At 70.9% G+C, this 15,550-nt stretch carries 13 protein-coding genes; 5 read left to right on the forward strand and 8 right to left on the reverse strand.

The window, feature by feature from the left end; translation table 11 throughout:
* Positions 1-193: 193 nt before the first annotated feature.
* The 8 genes from AB0C38_RS05320 to AB0C38_RS05355 form a co-directional block, all read right to left on the reverse strand.
* The gene (locus AB0C38_RS05320) at positions 194-1,141 is read right to left on the reverse strand and encodes a cold shock domain-containing protein (protein WP_360666736.1); all 948 of its coding nucleotides are present in this window, start codon (positions 1,139-1,141) and stop codon (positions 194-196) included.
* Between the two features lie 149 nt (positions 1,142-1,290).
* The gene (locus AB0C38_RS05325) at positions 1,291-2,388 is read right to left on the reverse strand and encodes a HoxN/HupN/NixA family nickel/cobalt transporter (protein ID WP_360666739.1); all 1,098 of its coding nucleotides are present in this window, start codon (positions 2,386-2,388) and stop codon (positions 1,291-1,293) included.
* A 61-nt stretch (positions 2,389-2,449) separates the two neighbouring features.
* The gene (locus tag AB0C38_RS05330; protein ID WP_360666742.1) at positions 2,450-3,379 is read right to left on the reverse strand and encodes an N-acetylmuramic acid 6-phosphate etherase; all 930 of its coding nucleotides are present in this window, start codon (positions 3,377-3,379) and stop codon (positions 2,450-2,452) included.
* 23 nt (positions 3,380-3,402) lie between these two features.
* The gene (locus AB0C38_RS05335; RefSeq protein WP_360666745.1) at positions 3,403-4,404 is read right to left on the reverse strand and encodes a MurR/RpiR family transcriptional regulator; all 1,002 of its coding nucleotides are present in this window, start codon (positions 4,402-4,404) and stop codon (positions 3,403-3,405) included.
* A 211-nt stretch (positions 4,405-4,615) separates the two neighbouring features.
* Positions 4,616-6,343, reverse strand: coding sequence for a serine hydrolase domain-containing protein (locus AB0C38_RS05340; RefSeq protein ID WP_360667519.1), 1,728 nt, complete (start codon positions 6,341-6,343; stop codon positions 4,616-4,618).
* Between the two features lie 46 nt (positions 6,344-6,389).
* Positions 6,390-7,667 carry a DUF1343 domain-containing protein gene (locus AB0C38_RS05345; RefSeq protein ID WP_360666748.1) on the reverse strand — a complete coding sequence of 426 codons (1,278 nt, stop codon included), beginning with the start codon at positions 7,665-7,667 and terminating at the stop codon, positions 6,390-6,392.
* The gene (locus tag AB0C38_RS05350) at positions 7,664-9,415 is read right to left on the reverse strand and encodes a glycoside hydrolase family 3 protein (RefSeq protein WP_360667522.1); all 1,752 of its coding nucleotides are present in this window, start codon (positions 9,413-9,415) and stop codon (positions 7,664-7,666) included. Before AB0C38_RS05350 ends, AB0C38_RS05345 begins: the two co-directional genes overlap by 4 nt.
* A gap of 679 nt (positions 9,416-10,094) precedes the next feature.
* Complete coding sequence (locus AB0C38_RS05355) at positions 10,095-10,925, reverse strand: HAD family hydrolase (protein ID WP_360666751.1); 831 nt, start codon at positions 10,923-10,925, stop codon at positions 10,095-10,097.
* 610 nt (positions 10,926-11,535) lie between these two features.
* Between AB0C38_RS05355 and ssd the strand changes: the two genes are divergently transcribed.
* From ssd to AB0C38_RS05380, 5 genes are all read left to right on the forward strand, one after another.
* Positions 11,536-12,609, forward strand: coding sequence for a septum site-determining protein Ssd (ssd, locus tag AB0C38_RS05360; protein WP_360666754.1), 1,074 nt, complete (start codon positions 11,536-11,538; stop codon positions 12,607-12,609).
* Positions 12,606-12,779, forward strand: coding sequence for a hypothetical protein (locus AB0C38_RS05365; protein ID WP_360666756.1), 174 nt, complete (start codon positions 12,606-12,608; stop codon positions 12,777-12,779). The genes ssd and AB0C38_RS05365 overlap by 4 nt, the downstream gene beginning before the upstream one ends.
* Positions 12,776-13,927 (forward strand): TadA family conjugal transfer-associated ATPase, encoded by a 1,152-nt coding sequence (locus tag AB0C38_RS05370; RefSeq protein WP_360666759.1) that lies wholly within the window; start codon positions 12,776-12,778, stop codon positions 13,925-13,927. Before AB0C38_RS05365 ends, AB0C38_RS05370 begins: the two co-directional genes overlap by 4 nt.
* A 64-nt stretch (positions 13,928-13,991) precedes the next feature.
* Positions 13,992-14,750, forward strand: coding sequence for a type II secretion system protein (locus tag AB0C38_RS05375; RefSeq protein ID WP_360666762.1), 759 nt, complete (start codon positions 13,992-13,994; stop codon positions 14,748-14,750).
* Positions 14,751-14,805: 55 nt separating this feature from the next.
* Positions 14,806-15,528, forward strand: coding sequence for a type II secretion system F family protein (locus AB0C38_RS05380; protein ID WP_360666765.1), 723 nt, complete (start codon positions 14,806-14,808; stop codon positions 15,526-15,528).
* Positions 15,529-15,550 lie beyond the last annotated feature (22 nt).

Here is a 15,550-nt window from a genome sequence, read left to right on the forward strand (position 1 = left end):
CACCGTGATCACGTCCGCCGGCTCATAAAGATCGAGCTCTGCGACCAGGTCTAACGCATCCGTCCACGCCCCGTCACCACGAGGGAGATCGATCTCCTGGAGGAGGCTGCAGCCGCGTTGCTGACGGCACCATCGACGGGGATGAACGAGCACTCTCGTCGGGAAGCGATCAGCCATCGGTGGGGCCGCCTCGTCAGAGGCGTTCGATGCGGTCGGCCTGCGGGCCCCGGTCGCTCTGACGCACCATGTACCGGACCCGGTCACCCTTCTGCAGCGGTTCCGACCCCATGATCACGGACGCGTGGGCGAAGAGATCGTCGCCGCCTGCGTCCGGGGTGATGAAGCCGAAGCCGCGGTCGTCGTCGTAGCGCGCGACGACGCCCTCGCCGCCTCGTACGGGCACGTCCCGCGCCGCCGGCCCTGCGGCCGCGGCAGGTGCCGACCGCTGCGGCGCCGTCTGGGGCTCGGCGCCCCGGACCAGGTGCACGTCGCGGGCCTGCGGGCCCTTGTCTCCACTAGCCACCTCGTAGGCGACGCGGTCGCCCTCCGCGAGCCACGTCAGCCCCTCGGCCAGGGCCCGGGCGTGGACGAAGACGTCCCCGGCGCCGGAGTCGGGGTTGATGAAGCCGAAGCCCTTGTCCTCGTCGTACCAGGCCACCGTGCCGTCGGCACCGTCCGCGATACCAGCCGCAGCGGGTGAGCCGGCCCCTGCTCCCAGCGGGATCACGTGCCCGGCCTGAGGGCCGCGCTCGCCTTCGACGATCAGGAAGGCCACCCGCTGCCCCTCGGTGACCACGCCGCCGGTCACGATGGCGGAGCTGTGCACGAAGATGTCGGCGCCGCCGCCGTCCGGCGACGCGAAGCCGTACCCCTTGCCCGGCTCGTACCAGTTGATGGTGCCGAGCAGGCCCACGGCGCTGCCGGTGGCCGCATCGGCGGTGACGCGAACGCGCAGCGCCTGGGGCCCGCGGTCGTTCTCGCCGACCTCGAACACGACGGCCTGACCCTCGCGGAGCAGTTTCGCGCCGCCGTCCCCGACGATCTCGGAGGCGTGCACGAACACGTCCGGCGAGCCGTCCTCGGGCGCGAGGAAGCCGAAACCCCGTTCGGCGTCGAACCAACGGACGGTCCCTTGCGGCATCAAAAGCTCCAGGTCGAGAGGGCGGGTAATGGCCCCCAGTCTCTCTGACAGACCTCCGGTCCGTCGGGCCGGGTCCACAGGCGGGCGGTGCGGAGCCACGGGCGGGCCGTTGGTTCACCTGGCGACACGCCGAGTTTTGAGACCAGGTCTTAACCGGACAGTTTCGCCGACCACTTCTCTTCGATCCGCCCGAACCGCCACACCGCGAGCGCGACGACCCACGTCAGCACGAACAGCCCGACGATCCCGAAACCGACGTAGTCCAGGTTCACCGAAGCGATCGCGGCCAGCGGACCCGAGGTGATGTCCAGCTTCTCGGCGAGGATCGACACCAGCTCGATCGTGCCGATGACGAACGCGACCGCGACCGACAACGTCGTCACGGTGATGTTGTAGAAGATCTTGCGCACCGGCTTCGCGAACGCCCAGCCGTAGGCGAAGTTCATGAAACAGCCGTCCACGGTGTCGAACAGGGTCATCCCGGCGGCGAACAGGATCGGCAGCACGAGGATCGCGTACCAGGGCAGGGCGAACGTGGCGGCGCCGGCGGCGAGCACCAGCAGGCCGATCTCGGTCGCGGTGTCGAAGCCCAGCCCGAACAGCACGCCGACGGGGTAGATGTGCCACGGCTTGCGCACGGACTTCGTCGCGCCGCGCAGCAGACGGTTCATCACGCCGCGGTTGTTCAGCTGGTGCTCCAGCGCGGTCTCGTCGAACTCGCCGTGGCGCATCCGCTTGAACACCCGCAGGATGCCGATCAGCACGACGAGGTTCAGGATCGCGATCACGTACAGGAACACGCCGGACACCGACGTCCCGATCACGCCGGTCGCGTTGTGCAGCGTCGAGGAGTCGTCCTCGACCTGCCCGGCCAGCGCACGAACGCCGAGGGAGAGCAGCAGGCACAACGCGAAGACGATCGTCGAGTGCCCGAGGGAGAACCAGAAGCCGACCGACAGCGGACGCTGGCCGTCGGCCATCAGCTTGCGGGTGGTGTTGTCGATCGCGGCGATGTGGTCGGCGTCGAACGCGTGCCGCATGCCGAGCGTGAACGCCGTGACGCCCAGCCCGATCCCGAACACGCCCGTCGTGCCCAGCGCGTAGTGGTGCGGTGCGACGAAGGCCGCCAGCACCACCCAGCCCACGACGTTGAGGAGCAGGATGAAGCCCGCCATCCCGCCGATCGACACCCACTCGCGGCGCGAAAGCCCGCGCCGCGAGTCCTCGGTCGTTCCCGTGCCCGCCATCGCCGCCCGCCCTTCCTCATCTGAGAGGTTAGACAGGTGAACAGATGAACGGCAATTAGTTCTAGCTGGCGCGCACCCGCACCAGATCCAACGCCTTCCGGACGTGCCCGCCCGACGCGTGCAGCGCCTTGGCCGCACTCTTGACGTCTTCCCCGGAAAGCAGGTGCACCAGCGCCACCTTGAGGTCGCCCCCGGCCTCGGTGAGCGCGTCCGAGCAGTCCGCCATCGTCATGCCGGTGGCTTCCTGCAGGATCCGGATGGTCCGGCCGCGCAGCTTCGCGTTGGTGGCCCGCATGCTGACCATCAGGTTGGAGTAGGTCCGGCCCAGCTTGATCATCGTCGCCGTGGAGAACGACGTGAGGATCATCTTCTGCGCCGTGCCCGCCTTCATCCGGGTCGAGCCGGCGATCGCCTCCGGTCCGGTGTCGACGGCGATGAGCACGTCGACACCCGGCGGCTTGGCGGCGTTCGCGTTGCCCGACACGAGCCCCGTGCGGGCACCCTGGCGTGACGCGGCCAGCAGTGCGCCCAAGACGTACGGCGTCCTGCCCGACGCCGTCAGCCCCAGCACGAAGTCGCCCGGCTGGACCATGGCGGCCATCTCGGCCGCGCCGGCCCCGTCGTCGTCCTCCGCGTTTTCGACGGCCTGGCGCAGCGCGCGCTCGCCGCCCGCGTGGTGCGCGATGAACCAGTCCGCCGGCACGTTGAACGTCGGCACGAGCTCGGCCGCGTCCAGCGTGGCCAGACGCCCCGAGGTCCCCGCGCCGACGTAGTGCACCCGGCCGCCGGCCCGCAGGGCGTCCACCGCGTAGTCCACCGCGCGCGCCACCTGGGGCAGCACGGCGGCGACGGCGCCGGCGACTGTGCGGTCCTCGGCGTTGATCGCGCCCAGAATCCCCGCGGTGGACATCAGGTCGATGTCCGTCGTGCGGGGATTGCGAGTCTCGGTCGGCGAATCGACGTGCACCGCCTGCGTGGGGACGGTCATCATGCGCCTCACATTTTCTCCGGTCATTACTTGCCGGTTTCCCGCGGACGGCGACGACCGTCCGGCCTCACTCCCAAGCGGTGCGAGCCGACCGCGTCCCGGGTCGCGTCCAGGGCGTTGACCGACGCGTCCATGTGTCGCTGCGCGACGCCGATGAACAGGCAGTCGATGACGGTGAGCTGGGCGATCCGGCTCGCCGTGGCCCCCGAACGGAACGTGGTTTCCCGCGCTGCCGTGGTCAAAACGTAGTCGGCGACCTCGGTGATCGGGGACCGCGGGAAGTTCGTCACGGCGATGGTGATCGCGCCGTGCTCGCGGGCCACCCGCAGCGCCTCGACGGTGTCGGTGGTCGCACCGGTGTGCGAGACGCCGATCGCGACGTCTCCCGGGCTCAGCACCGCGGCCGAGGTGAGCATGATGTGCGTGTCCGACCACGCGAAGCACACGCGGCCGATGCGGTGCAGCTTCTGCTGCAGGTCCGCCGCGACGAAGGCGCTGGCGCCCACGCCGTAGACGTCCGCGCGGCCGGCGCTCGCGACGACCTCGATCACGCGCTCCAGCGTGGCGACGTCGAGCTGCTCCGCCGTCTCTTCGACGGCACGCGCGTCGGCGAAGCTGACCTTCCCGATGACGGCCGCCAGGTCGTCGTCCGGGCCGATCTCGCCGCCGAGGTTGCGCGTGGTGCGCGCCTCGGTGCGTGCGGTGTCCGCGGCCAGCGCGATGCGCAGCTGCGGGTACCCGCCGACCCCGACGGCCTTGCAGAACCGCGTCACCGTGGTCTCACTCGTGTTGGCGGCCAAGGCCACCTCGGTGATGCTGCGTCTCGCGACGTGCGCGGGATCCTCCAGCACCACCTTCGCCACGCGCTGCTCGGCGCGGGCCAGGCCGGGGAGCAGGGACCGGATCCGGACCAGCGGGCTGGCGTCCGCGTCCCGTACGGCCGTCTGGACCGATACGGGCTCGGACGGTGCCGTGCCGACCACGGATTCGGTATCACTCACCGTCGGAAAGTTACTAACCGTTGGCATCTGCGACAAGGCTACCCACACCCTTCAGTCTCATCGCAACCCGTCCGTGTCTGCGGATCTGGATTTGCGATTAATCACTGACCAGAAAGTCGCCAACCAGGTCGCTCTTGTTAACGAGGTCAAGCTAACGACTTGGCAACTTAGTGTCGCGGCGCAAACGGCAAGGGGAGGGTTAACTCGGCCAGAAGTTCGGCGGTGAGCGACGGCACGGTCACCGTGAGCTCAACTGCCAACCCTCTGCGACGAAAGCGGCCGGGTTTCGTTCACCGTCGAGGAGTGATCGGCCGCTCTCGGTGACTTTCACACCGTCGACCGAAACACCGCGGCCCGTGTAGTTCGGGTCGGTGCTGTAACGCCAGCGGAGGCTGACCGTCGCGCCCTGGGGCAGCGTGCCGCTCGCCTTCCACCAGGCACGGTGTCCGTGTCCGGAGAGCGACGTCACATCTCCGGAGGGTGCACCCGGCCCGGAAACCGACAGCGAGATCGGTTGCCAGTTCACCCCGTCGGTGGTCGCCTGCAGCTGTAATGGATCTGTACTTCCCTCGGTGTCCACGAAGGCGTAGAAGGACACCCGTGCTTGATCACTTTGTGTAGTAAAGGGGCGGGTACTCAGCGTCGCGGCGCTCGCGTTACCCAGCGTGCTCGTCCAGGCGTCCTTCCCGGCCTCGGGCCGCACGGCCATGGCCCTCGCCAGCGACGTCGCCCACACCTGGCGCGCGGTGTTGATCGAGCCCCAGTTCCGGCTCGGGTGCACGCGGTTGGTCAGCAGGATCGCGAAGGAGCGCGACTCGGGGTCGATGACCAGCGTCGTCCCGGTGAAGCCGGTGTGCCCGGCGGTGACTGGGGAGGCCAGCGCGCCCATGTACCAGGGCTGGTCGAGCTCGAAGCCCAGGCCGTGCGCGTCGTCCGGGAACTGCTGGTTGTAGTTCGTCAGCATCATCTGCCGCACGGTCTCCTGGCCCAGGATCCGGTGCCCGCGGTAGGTGCCGCCGTTGAGCATCGTCTGGGCGAGGGTGGCCATGTCGTTCGCGGTGCTGAACACCCCGGCGTGCCCGGCGACGCCGCCGAGCGACCACGCGTTCTCGTCGTGCACGCTGCCGCGCACCATCCCGCGCGGCGGGGTGGCCTCGTACTCCTCCGCGGCGACCCGGTTCAGCTTCGACGCCGGCGGGTTGTAGCCCGTGTCGACCATGCCCAGGGGCGCGGTGATCCGGTCGTGGACGACCTTGTCCAGCGACTGCCCGGTCAGCTTCTCGACGATGAAGCCGAGGGTGAGCAGGTTGATGTCGGAGTAGAGGTAGGTCGTGCCCGGCTTGTTCTTCAGCGGGCTGTCGAGCACCGCCTGCCGGCGCGACGGGATGTCCGGGTAGCCGGCCCACAGCGACGGGATCGGGTCGGCGTCGAACCCGGAGACGTGCGTGAGCAGCATCTTGATCGTGATGGCGGCCTTGTCGCCGGTGGCGAACTCCGGGAAGAAGCGGCTCACCGGGGTGTCGATGGTGAGCTGCCCGCGTTCGACGAGCTGCAGTACGGCGATCGAGGTGAACAGCTTCGAGATCGACGCCATGTCGAAGATGGTGTCGTTGCGCATCGGGACCTGCTGGGCGGGCGGTAGTTCGGTGCCCGCGGCGTCGGCGTACCGCAGGGCGCCACCGACGGCGTACCGGTCGACGACCACGCCGTCGTGGGCCAGCAGGCCGACCGCGCCGGAGAAGTGCGGGTGCCCGGTGGCGTCCGGCTTCGTCCAGCTCGCGAGGAAGTCCTCGGCGGCCTTGATCGGCGCCGGGTCGAGGTTCACCTCTTTCGGCTTGCCGTCGCGCAGGGTCGTCCACGGCGAGGCGAACCCCTGCTGTGGGCGGTCGAAGCGGCCCGCGGCGTCGTCGTGGTGTCCGGTGATGGCGCTGGCTCCCGAGGTCAACGTGGTCAGCGCGACCAGCACTCCGGTGGCCGCGGCGAGGACCTTCCTAGCACGCACGAGTTCTCCCTCAGCGGTAGAGCAGGTAGCGACGACGTTTCCGGTCGAACTCGGCCAGCTCGGCCCGCCAGGCCCCGGTGACCTCGTCGACGCCCGCGCCGGCGTCGATCATGGTCCGGAGCCGGTCGGAACCGGAGAGCTTGTCGATGTAGTTGTCGGGGCGCCAGGCGAAGACGTCCGGGTGCAGCACCTTCGCCGTGACGAGCATGGCGACCGCGGTCCGGATCGCGTCGAAGGACCGCGGGTCGTCGACGCTGACCTGGACACCCCCGCAGGTCAGGTTGACGAACTTGCTGAACGTCGGCACGAAGTAGGCCTCGCGGAACCGGGCACCGGGCAGCGCGAGGTCCTCGAGCTTCTCGCGCCAGCGCCAGTCGAGGCCGGGCGCGCCGATGATCTCGAACGGCCTGGTCGTGCCGCGGCCCTCGGAGAACACCGTGCCTTCGAACATGCCGGTGCCCGGGTAGACGAGCGCCGTGTCCGGCGTCGGCATGTTCGGGCTCGGCAGCACCCAGTTCAGCCCGGTCTGCGCGAAGAGCATGTCGCGCTGCCAGCCGCGTACCTGGACGACGTCGAGCTTCGCGAGCTGCACGCCTTCGCCGGGGAGGAACTCTTCGGCGTAGAAGCGCGCCAGCTCGCCGGCGGTCATGCCGTGCTGCTGGACGATCGGCTTCTTCCCGATTCCCGAGGAGAACTTCGGGTCGAGCAACGGGCCGGCCGCCCGGCCGCCGATCGGGTTGGGCCGGTCGAGCACGACGAAGGCGGCCTTGACCTGCGCCGCGGCCACCATCGCCGTGTAGAGCGACCAGATGTAGGTGTAGAACCGCGAGCCGACGTCGGCGATGTCGAAGACGACTGTGTCGACGCCCGCCTTGGTGAACAGCGAAGCGAGCTTCGCCGCGTCGGCGCCGTACGCGTCGTACACCGGTACGCCGGTGCGCGGGTCGGTGTAGTCGCCTTCGGAGCCGCCGGCCTGCGCGCTGCCGCGGAAGCCGTGCTCGGGCCCGAAGGCCGCGACCGGCCGCACGCCGGCCGCGACCATCGAGTCGACGATGTGGTCGCCGTTCAGCAGGACCCCGGTCGGGTTCGACAGGACGCCGAGCTTGCGGCCCTTGAAGGACCGCCAGCCCTGCGCGGCCAGCTGCTCGGCGCCGGTGAGGACGCGACCGGGGTGGGCCTGGGCTTGGTCCTGCGGCCCGGGCTGGGCACCGGCGACGGCTGAGCCGCCCGCCAGGGCCGGGACCGCGAGCGCACCCGCGCCGAGGAAGTGGCGCCGGTTCAGGTTCACCAGGTCAGCCCGTGGCCGAAGGGGTACTTCACGGTGTGGACGTCGGCCCCCGCCGGGATGTCGACCGGCAGCTTCCCGACCGGCTTCGTCTCCCCGAGGATCACCTTGGCCAGCGCCTCCAGGGTCGGCCCGATGTAGCCGTAGGTCGCCAGCCAGGTCTGCACAGCGCTCTGGTAACCCGCGTCGTAGGGGATCTGCGCGGCGACCGCGACGACCGGCTTGCCGGTGGCGCCCACGGCGTCGAGGAGCTTGGTCTGCAGGGGGAAGCCGCCGATGTTGTTGGTCAGCACGACGACGAGGTCGACGTTCTTGGCGTTCGCGACCGCCTGCGCGATCTGGGCGTCCGTCGGGGCCTGGCCGGTCTGGTAGGCCGTCGCGGCCGTGCCGTGGGCGGTCAGCTTCTGCGCGAGCGTCGTCGTGGTGGAGACGCCCCAGCCGGTCACGAGCGCCGTGGCGGGCTTCTGCTTCAGCGGCAGGAGGCCGGCGTCGTTCGCGACGGCCGTGATGCCGCGGTCGGCGATGTCCTGCGCCGTCTTGAGGTTCGCCGGCGTACCGACGGTCTTCATCACCCGGTTCGGGTCGGCGAACGGCGAGAAGAGGATGCCGCGCTCGAACTTCAGCTTCAGCACGCGCAGCACGCTCTGGTCGATCCGCTGCATCGGGATCTCACCGGACTTCACGGCGGCGAGCACGGCGTTGACGGCGACGTCGAGGTGCACCGGCATGAGCAGCTGGTCGACGCCGGCCTTGAGCGCGAGGACCGGGATCTCGGCGTCGCTGTGCATCTCGCGCACGCCCTGCATTTCGAGGGAGTCGGTGATGACGACGCCGTTGTAGTGCAGCTCGTTGCGCAGCTTGCCGGTGACGATCGGCTTCGACAGCGTCGCGGGCTCCAGCGACGGGTCGAGGCTCGGGAACTGGATGTGCGCGGTCATGATCGAGTCGATACCGGCCTTGATGGCGGCCTTGAACGGCGGCACGTCGGTGGCCCGCCACTGGTCCTCGGTGCTGTCGATCCGCGGCAGCCCGGTGTGGCTGTCGGTCGGTGCGGCGCCGTGGCCGGGGAAGTGCTTCGAGGTCGCCGCGACGGACTTCTGGAAGCCCTTGATCTCGGCGGTGACGAAGTCGCTGGCCAGGCCGGGCTGCCCGGCGAAGGCCCGGACGCCGATGACCGGGTTGACGGGGTTGGAGTTGACGTCCGAGTCGGGCGCGAAGTCCTGGTTGATCCCGACGGCCCGCAGCTCCTGGCCGAGGATCGTGGCGGCCTTCGTCGCGCGCCCGGTGTCCCGGCCGGCCGAGATGGCCATCGCGTTGGGGAACTCGGTGGCCGGCGCGCCCATCCGGGTCACCGTGCCACCCTCCTGGTCGGCGCCGATCTGCAGCGGGATGTGCGCCCCGCTGCCGATGGCGGCCTTCTGGAGGCCGTTCGACAGCTTCGAGACCTGGACGGGGTCGTCGAAGTTGTCGCGCGAGTCGTTGTTGAAGTAGATGACGCCGCCCAGGTGGTACTTCCGGATCACCTGCGCCGCGGTGTCGACCCCGAAGTCCGTCTGGTTCTTCGGGTTCACCTCGTCGGCCGACTTGCCGTTCACCCAGGTGACGAACAGCTGCCCGACCTTCTGCTCGAGCGTCAGCCCGCGCAGCGCCTGCGTCGCCGCGGCCTCCGCCTGCGCCTCCGCACTCACCCTCGACGCGCTCGGCGGTGCGCTCGCGGCGGTCGCGACACCCACACCGGTGAGTGCGAGCACCCCCGCGACGGGCAGCGCGAGCGCATGGAACCTCCGATTTCGGGTCGTCACGACCAGCCTCCCAGAAAGTTGCGGACGCTCGGCGGACGTCAGAAGTCCACTCGGAAGCGTCAGTATCGGGAAGCTACTCACCGAATCCGTCGATGTCCATCGACCGACAGCACCAATGGACCGTTCGTACCCGGATCGGTAAGAAATTCGCCGTTCGCAAGGTGCAAGAGGACCGAACGGGTGGTGGGCGGGGGCGGTCGGTGGGCCCACCCTGCCGCATAAACGAGGCGGCGCCCGTGGCCTAGGGCCAACGGGCGCCGCCTGCAAGCGCGAACATCTCGGGCGACCAAGCGTGCAACTCTGGTCGTACCTACATGGACTCGGCGTGTGGCGTCCCACTACGCAGTCCCTAGACGACGAGCCTCCCGCGGCGCGCTGCGCGTGGGTACCCGGAGTCCGCGCACGGAGATTTGCCGGGGTGGAGCAGGCTTCTCTTCTACCTGTTCCCTGGCCGACCAAACGTCCGCACCTACTTTCTACGCCGTGAGCCCGGTCACTTCAAGTGCGCGGACGGGTGCACCGGTACAGAGGCTGGATCGGGTGACACGGGCACCCTGCGCGACGGACAATTCGGGGCTGGGCCAAGCAAAGTGGACGCCGTACGGCCGTGTGGGTGGCCCGACCGCCGCTATCGGGACCGACGGCGACGATTGAGGCCGTACCAGGTCGCCCCGGCGGCCATCGCGCCGACGCCGAGCGCCACGATTCCCGCCGATCGGGTCGGGATCCGGCTGCGCAGCGACATGGGCCGGTCGAAGGCCAGGATCGGCCAGCCGCGGTCGAGGGCCTCGCGCCGCAGGAGCTTGTCCGGGTTGACCGCGTGCGGGTGCCCGACGACCTCGAGCAGCGGGATGTCGGTGCTCGAATCGGTGTAGGCGAAGCACTCGGCGAGGTCGTAACCGTGGGTCGCGGCGAGCTGCTTCGCCGCGACGGCCTTGTTGGCGCCGTAGCAGTAGAAGTCGACTTCGCCGGAGTAGCGGCCGTCGACGATCTGCATCCGCGTGGCGACGCTCCGGGTCGCGCCGAGCATTTCCGCCACCGGCGCGACGACCTCCTCGCCGGTCGCCGACAGCACGATGACGTCGTGCCCGTCCTCGCGGTGCCGCGCGATCAGCTCCGCCGCCTCCACGTACACGAGCGGGTCGACGACGTCGTGCAGGGTTTCGCGGACGATCGCCGAAACCTGCGCGACGTCCCAGCCGGCGCACAACGCGGAAACCTCGGCCCGCAGCCGCTCGGTCTTGTTCTCGTCGGCGCCGGCGAGTGAGAACACCAGCTGCGCGTAGGCGCTGCGCAACGCGGCGCGACGGTTGATCAATCCCTCTTTCAGTAATGGTTTGCTGAACGCCAGCGCGCTCGACGAGGCGATGATCGTCTTGTCCAGGTCGAAGAACGCGGCCACCGCGTACTCCGGGCCCGGCTTCCGGATGCGCGGGAGCGCGCTGCTCGGTTCGGCCACGTGCCCAGGATAAGAGCTTGATCGCGGCGCGTCCCGTTGGTCCGCCACCCGCGTGCCGCGGCGGGCGGAAAATCCATGACAGGAAGGCACTTCCGGGGCGCTGTGCCGTTATCGAACTGTATGCCTCGCCCGGCGCGCGATCCGGCCATCGGCGGAGTTACAGTGAGGGAGCCCGGTGTCCAACCGGGCTGGTTCAGTCCGACCCCCCGGGGCTGAACCCGCGGCGGCCCCCGTCCCTCCCCCCTGGCGGGGGCCGCCCTCTTAACCATCCGCAGGCCTTTCGGTTCGCGCTCTCGGCAGGGCCTTCTTGTCTTCCGCTTACCTTTCTCGATTCCGTTTTCCCGGGCCGCATTGTCATTTCTTCGGCACGGTCGAAACCATCGAATACGGTTATCGGCGGCGTTTCCCGCCGCACGTGCGTCGCGGGCGGGCGCGATCATGCCACAGCCCACCGACGGAACCGGCCCGCGAGCCGGTCACCGGACGGCAGTTGTCCACAACACCCCGGTTGTCCACAGCTGCCCGCCCGCCCCATTGCGCCCCCGAGCCGCCCACCGCGACGGTGGAACCCGGGCCACCCAGGCCCGCACCGACGACGGGGGAGGAACGCATGACGGGGGAACGACCGATCGTGGTCGCCGCGGACGAAACCGTGCTCGACGAGATCCTGCGGGTGGCCGCGGTCGCGGGCTGCGAGCTCGACCGGGCACCGGACCTGACGGCGGCCCGCGGGCACTGGGCCCGGGCCCCGCTGGTGGTCCTCGACGAAGAAGCCGCGCGGCAGCCGGCGGTCCTGCCCCGGCGGAGCGGGATCCTCCTGGTCTGCAAGGGCAGCCCGGGGCCGCGGACGTGGGAGCACGCGTTCCGCGTCGGCGTCGAGCGCGTGATCTCGTTGCCCGACGAGGAGACCGAGCTCGCGGGCGCCTTCGCCGACGTCGTCGATACTCCGGCGGAGGAAGCCGGCCTGGTGCTCGGCGTGGTCGGCGGCCGGGGCGGCGCGGGCGCGTCCGTCTTCGCCGCGACGCTGGCGCTGGCGGCCGACCGGGATCCGGGCGGCGCCCTGCTGGTGGACTGCGACCCCCTCGGTGGCGGCCTGGACCTGTTGCTGGGCCTGGAAAAGACGCCAGGACCGCGCTGGTCGGAGGTGCGGCTGAGCGGCCGCCTCTCGGTGCCGGCACTGGCGGCGGCCCTCCCGCAACGACGACATCGTGGTGGCAGCCTGCCGGTGTTGGCGTGCGGCCGGGAGGGCGAGGGCCCGGCGGTCGAGTCCCTGTCGGCGGTCCTCGCGGCCGGTCGGCGTTCGGGCCGCACGGTGGTCTGCGACCTCCCGCGAACCTTGGGCGACGCGGCGGCCGAAGCGGTCGCGGTGGCCGACCTGGTGGTGCTGGTGGTACCCGTGGAGTTTCGCGCCTGCATGGCGGCGAAGCAGGTGCTGCGGAACCTTTCGGCCCTGACGGCCCGGCTGGGCGTGGTCGCGTGTGGACGGTCCAGGGCCGGCGTCTCGCCCGTCCGGACGGCCGGTCTCCTCGGTCCGCCCCTGCTGGCGTCGATGGCCCCGGAGCGAGGCTTACCAGTGGCGATCGAACGCGGCGAGTTCCCGGCCAAGCGGGCCGGTCCCTTGGCCGCGGCGGCAGCGGACGTCTTGGCGGTAGCGCGTCGCGAGGCCCGGGCGGCGGCCCGATGAGCGCCCTGCTCCGCCCGCCGGGACCGCCGATCAGGGTGGCCGAGCTCCTGCTGCCCACGGTCCTGGCCCTCGCCGGCCGCGGCCCGGTGAGCGCGGCGAACTTCCTGGCCGTGCTGGCCGGCACCCGCGTGACAGCCGACAGCGCCCGGTCCAAGGCGGCGAACCCGTGACCACCGACTTCGTGGACCGCGTCCGCAACCGCCTCGCCGGCGACCGCCGCCAAGCCGATCCGGTCGCCGTCGCGACGGCGGTCCGAGCCGAAGCCGGGGGTGCCCTCGGCCACGAGGCGGTGCTCGACGCGGCCCGCCAGGCCCGCGACGAGTTCGTCGGCGCCGGCCCGCTGGTCCCGCTCCTCGAGCACCCGGCGACGACCGACGTGCTGGTGACCGGCCCGGACGAGGTCTGGACGGACGGTCCGGAGGGCCTCACCCGCACCGGCATCCGGTTCAAAGACGAAGAAGCCGTCCGTCGCCTGGCCCAGCGCCTCGCGCTCGCGGCCGGCCGCCGGCTCGACGACGCACAGCCCTATGTGGACGGCTGGCTGCCCGGCGCCGGCCCGCACGGCCGCATCCGCGTGCACGCCGTCCTCCCGCCGGTCGCGGCCGGCGGCACGTGCCTGTCCCTCCGCGTCCTGCGCCCGGCAACGCACGACCTCGCGACGCTGCAAGAGCTCGGCGCGTTCGACGTGAACGGCGCGAAGCTGTTGAAGTCGGTTGTTTCGCGGCGGATGGCGTTCCTCGTGACCGGCGGGACCGGCGCGGGCAAGACGACGCTCCTGGCCGCGCTGCTCGGCGCGGTCGACCCGGCCGAACGGATCGTCTGCGTCGAAGACGCCGGCGAGCTCCAGCCCGCACACCCGCAGTTCGTCAGCCTCGTCGCCCGCCCGGCCAATGTGGAGGGTGCGGGCGCGGTGGGCCTGCCGGAGCTCGTCCGCCAAGCACTGCGCATGCGTCCCGACCGCCTGGTGGTCGGCGAGGTCCGCGGCGCCGAGGTCGGCGCCCTGCTCACGGCGTTGAACACGGGCCACGACGGCGGCGCGTGCACGGTCCACGCGAACTCACCGGCCGAGGTACCGGCCCGCATCGAGGCCCTGGCGGCACTCGGCGGCCTGGGTCGCGAAGCGGTGCACAGCCAGCTCGTCGCGGCGATCCGCGTGGTCCTCCACATGCGACGCGAGCCCGGCGGCCGAAGGCGTCTCGCGGAGGTCGGCGTGCTCCGCGCGGACCACGGCCGGGCGCGAGTCGTGCCGGTGTGGCGCGCGGGCCGCTGGACGGTCGACCGTCACCTGTTCGTCACGACGGGAGCGATCGCGTGCTGACCCTGCTGCTCGTGCGCATCTCCTTGCTGGTGAACATCTTCCCGCGCCGCGGAAGGAGACGACGATGATCACGCCGTGGTTCCCGCTCTGCGTCGGCGCGGCCCTGGCGTGCTGGCCCGCGGCGCCGACCCGGCTCCAAGCAGTGGTCGAGCAACCCACGACAGTCCACCTGCCAGACGTGTGGGCCGTACTCCGATGGCTGCTCCCGGCGGCCGTCGCGGGTCTGCTCGCAGGAGCCGGAGGCGCGATCGCTGCTGCAGTGCTGACGCTGGCGTGGCGCCAGGAGCACCAAGCCCACCGCCGAGTGACGGCGGACCTGGAGACGGCGGCCCACACGGCAACGGCGTTGCGCACGATGGTGTCCGAACTACGCTCCGGCGCCCACCCGGTAACGGCAGCGGAAGCGGCGGCCGAGGTGGTCCCGGCGGTATCGGGCGACCTCCGCGCCCTGGCGACATCGGCCCGCCTCGACGGCGAGCTGCGGGCTTCGGCCCTCCCAGAGCTGGCCGCGGCCTGGACGTTGGGCAAGCGCCACGGCCTACCAATGGCAGACGTCCTGGACGCAAGCCGCCGCGACGCGGAAGCAAGCCTGACATTCGCCCGCCGAACGCGAGCGAAGCTGGCAGGCCCCCGAGCGAGCGCAGCGGTACTGACGGGCCTCCCGGCGTTGTGCATCCTGCTCGGCCAAGCCATGGGCGCATCGCCGGTGCCGGTCCTGACCGAGAGCGCACCGGGCCAGCTGCTGCTGGTCGTCGGCAGCATTCTGCTCTGGGCAGGAACAGCCTGGTGCCGAGCCCTGACGGGCCGGGTGCAAATCCGATGAAGTCAACGAGACCCGCCCACTTCGCCGACCTCCCCATCGGACAGAGGCGGCGCCGATGAACGCAATCCCTCTCCTTCTCTTTGCCGCGGCTCTCCTCATCTGGCCGAGCGACTCTGCCGCAGAGCGGCGCTTCACCTGGCTGGCCGGCAGCCAAAAGCCCGAGCCGCGCAAGTGGTCCCGAGCAGTCCCGCACATCGCGACCACCCTGGGCGGCGTATCGACGGCAGTGCTCATCGGCGGACTGCCCGGAGTGGTCGTAGGAGCACTGGTGACCGCCGCCGGATGGTGGACGATCCGCCGCACCCGGCGACCGCGGGCACCCACCATCGACCTGGCGGCCAAACTCCGCCTGGCCGGAACGCTCGACCTGCTGGCGGCCTGCCTCCGAGCCGGACTACCGGTCCCCTCGGCCCTCGACGCGGTGGCCGCCACGGCACCGGCCGGGGCAGGCGCGGCACTGCGCTCGACCGCCGGCCTGATCGCCCTCGGCTCCGGTCCGGAGGAGGCGTGGGCGCCGGTGCAGGCCATCCCGGGCCTCGGCGAGTTGGCGGCCGCGGCGATCCGGACGTCCCGTTCGGGCGCGGCCTTCGCCGCGGCGGCCGCCGACCTCGCCGGACGGTTCCGCGAGGAGCTGGCCACCGAGGCCGAGGAGCGTGCGGAACGAGCCGGCGTGGCCCTGGCGCTGCCGGTCGGCCTGTGTTTCCTGCCGGCCTTCTTCTGCCTGGGCGTGCTGCCGGTCGTCCTGGGCCTGGCCGGACGTCTCGGCCCGCTCTTCTGACCCCCGACAAGTACTGAAGGGA

Origin of the sequence: Amycolatopsis sp. NPDC048633, assembly GCF_040650695.1 — a bacterium.
Taxonomy (GTDB): domain Bacteria; phylum Actinomycetota; class Actinomycetes; order Mycobacteriales; family Pseudonocardiaceae; genus Amycolatopsis.

What these genes read in the sequence shown, in the direction of transcription:
- ssd (WP_360666754.1), top strand. Translation starts at nt 11,536, where the DNA reads ATGACGGGGGAACGACCGATCGTGGTCGCCGCGGACGAAACCGTGCTC.
- AB0C38_RS05330 (WP_360666742.1), bottom strand. Translation starts at nt 3,379, where the DNA reads ATGATGACCGTCCCCACGCAGGCGGTGCACGTCGATTCGCCGACCGAG.
- AB0C38_RS05335 (WP_360666745.1), bottom strand. Translation starts at nt 4,404, where the DNA reads ATGCCAACGGTTAGTAACTTTCCGACGGTGAGTGATACCGAATCCGTG.
- AB0C38_RS05320 (WP_360666736.1), bottom strand. Translation starts at nt 1,141, where the DNA reads ATGCCGCAAGGGACCGTCCGTTGGTTCGACGCCGAACGGGGTTTCGGC.
- AB0C38_RS05325 (WP_360666739.1), bottom strand. Translation starts at nt 2,388, where the DNA reads ATGGCGGGCACGGGAACGACCGAGGACTCGCGGCGCGGGCTTTCGCGC.
- AB0C38_RS05365 (WP_360666756.1), top strand. Translation starts at nt 12,606, where the DNA reads ATGAGCGCCCTGCTCCGCCCGCCGGGACCGCCGATCAGGGTGGCCGAG.
- AB0C38_RS05375 (WP_360666762.1), top strand. Translation starts at nt 13,992, where the DNA reads ATGATCACGCCGTGGTTCCCGCTCTGCGTCGGCGCGGCCCTGGCGTGC.
- AB0C38_RS05380 (WP_360666765.1), top strand. Translation starts at nt 14,806, where the DNA reads ATGAACGCAATCCCTCTCCTTCTCTTTGCCGCGGCTCTCCTCATCTGG.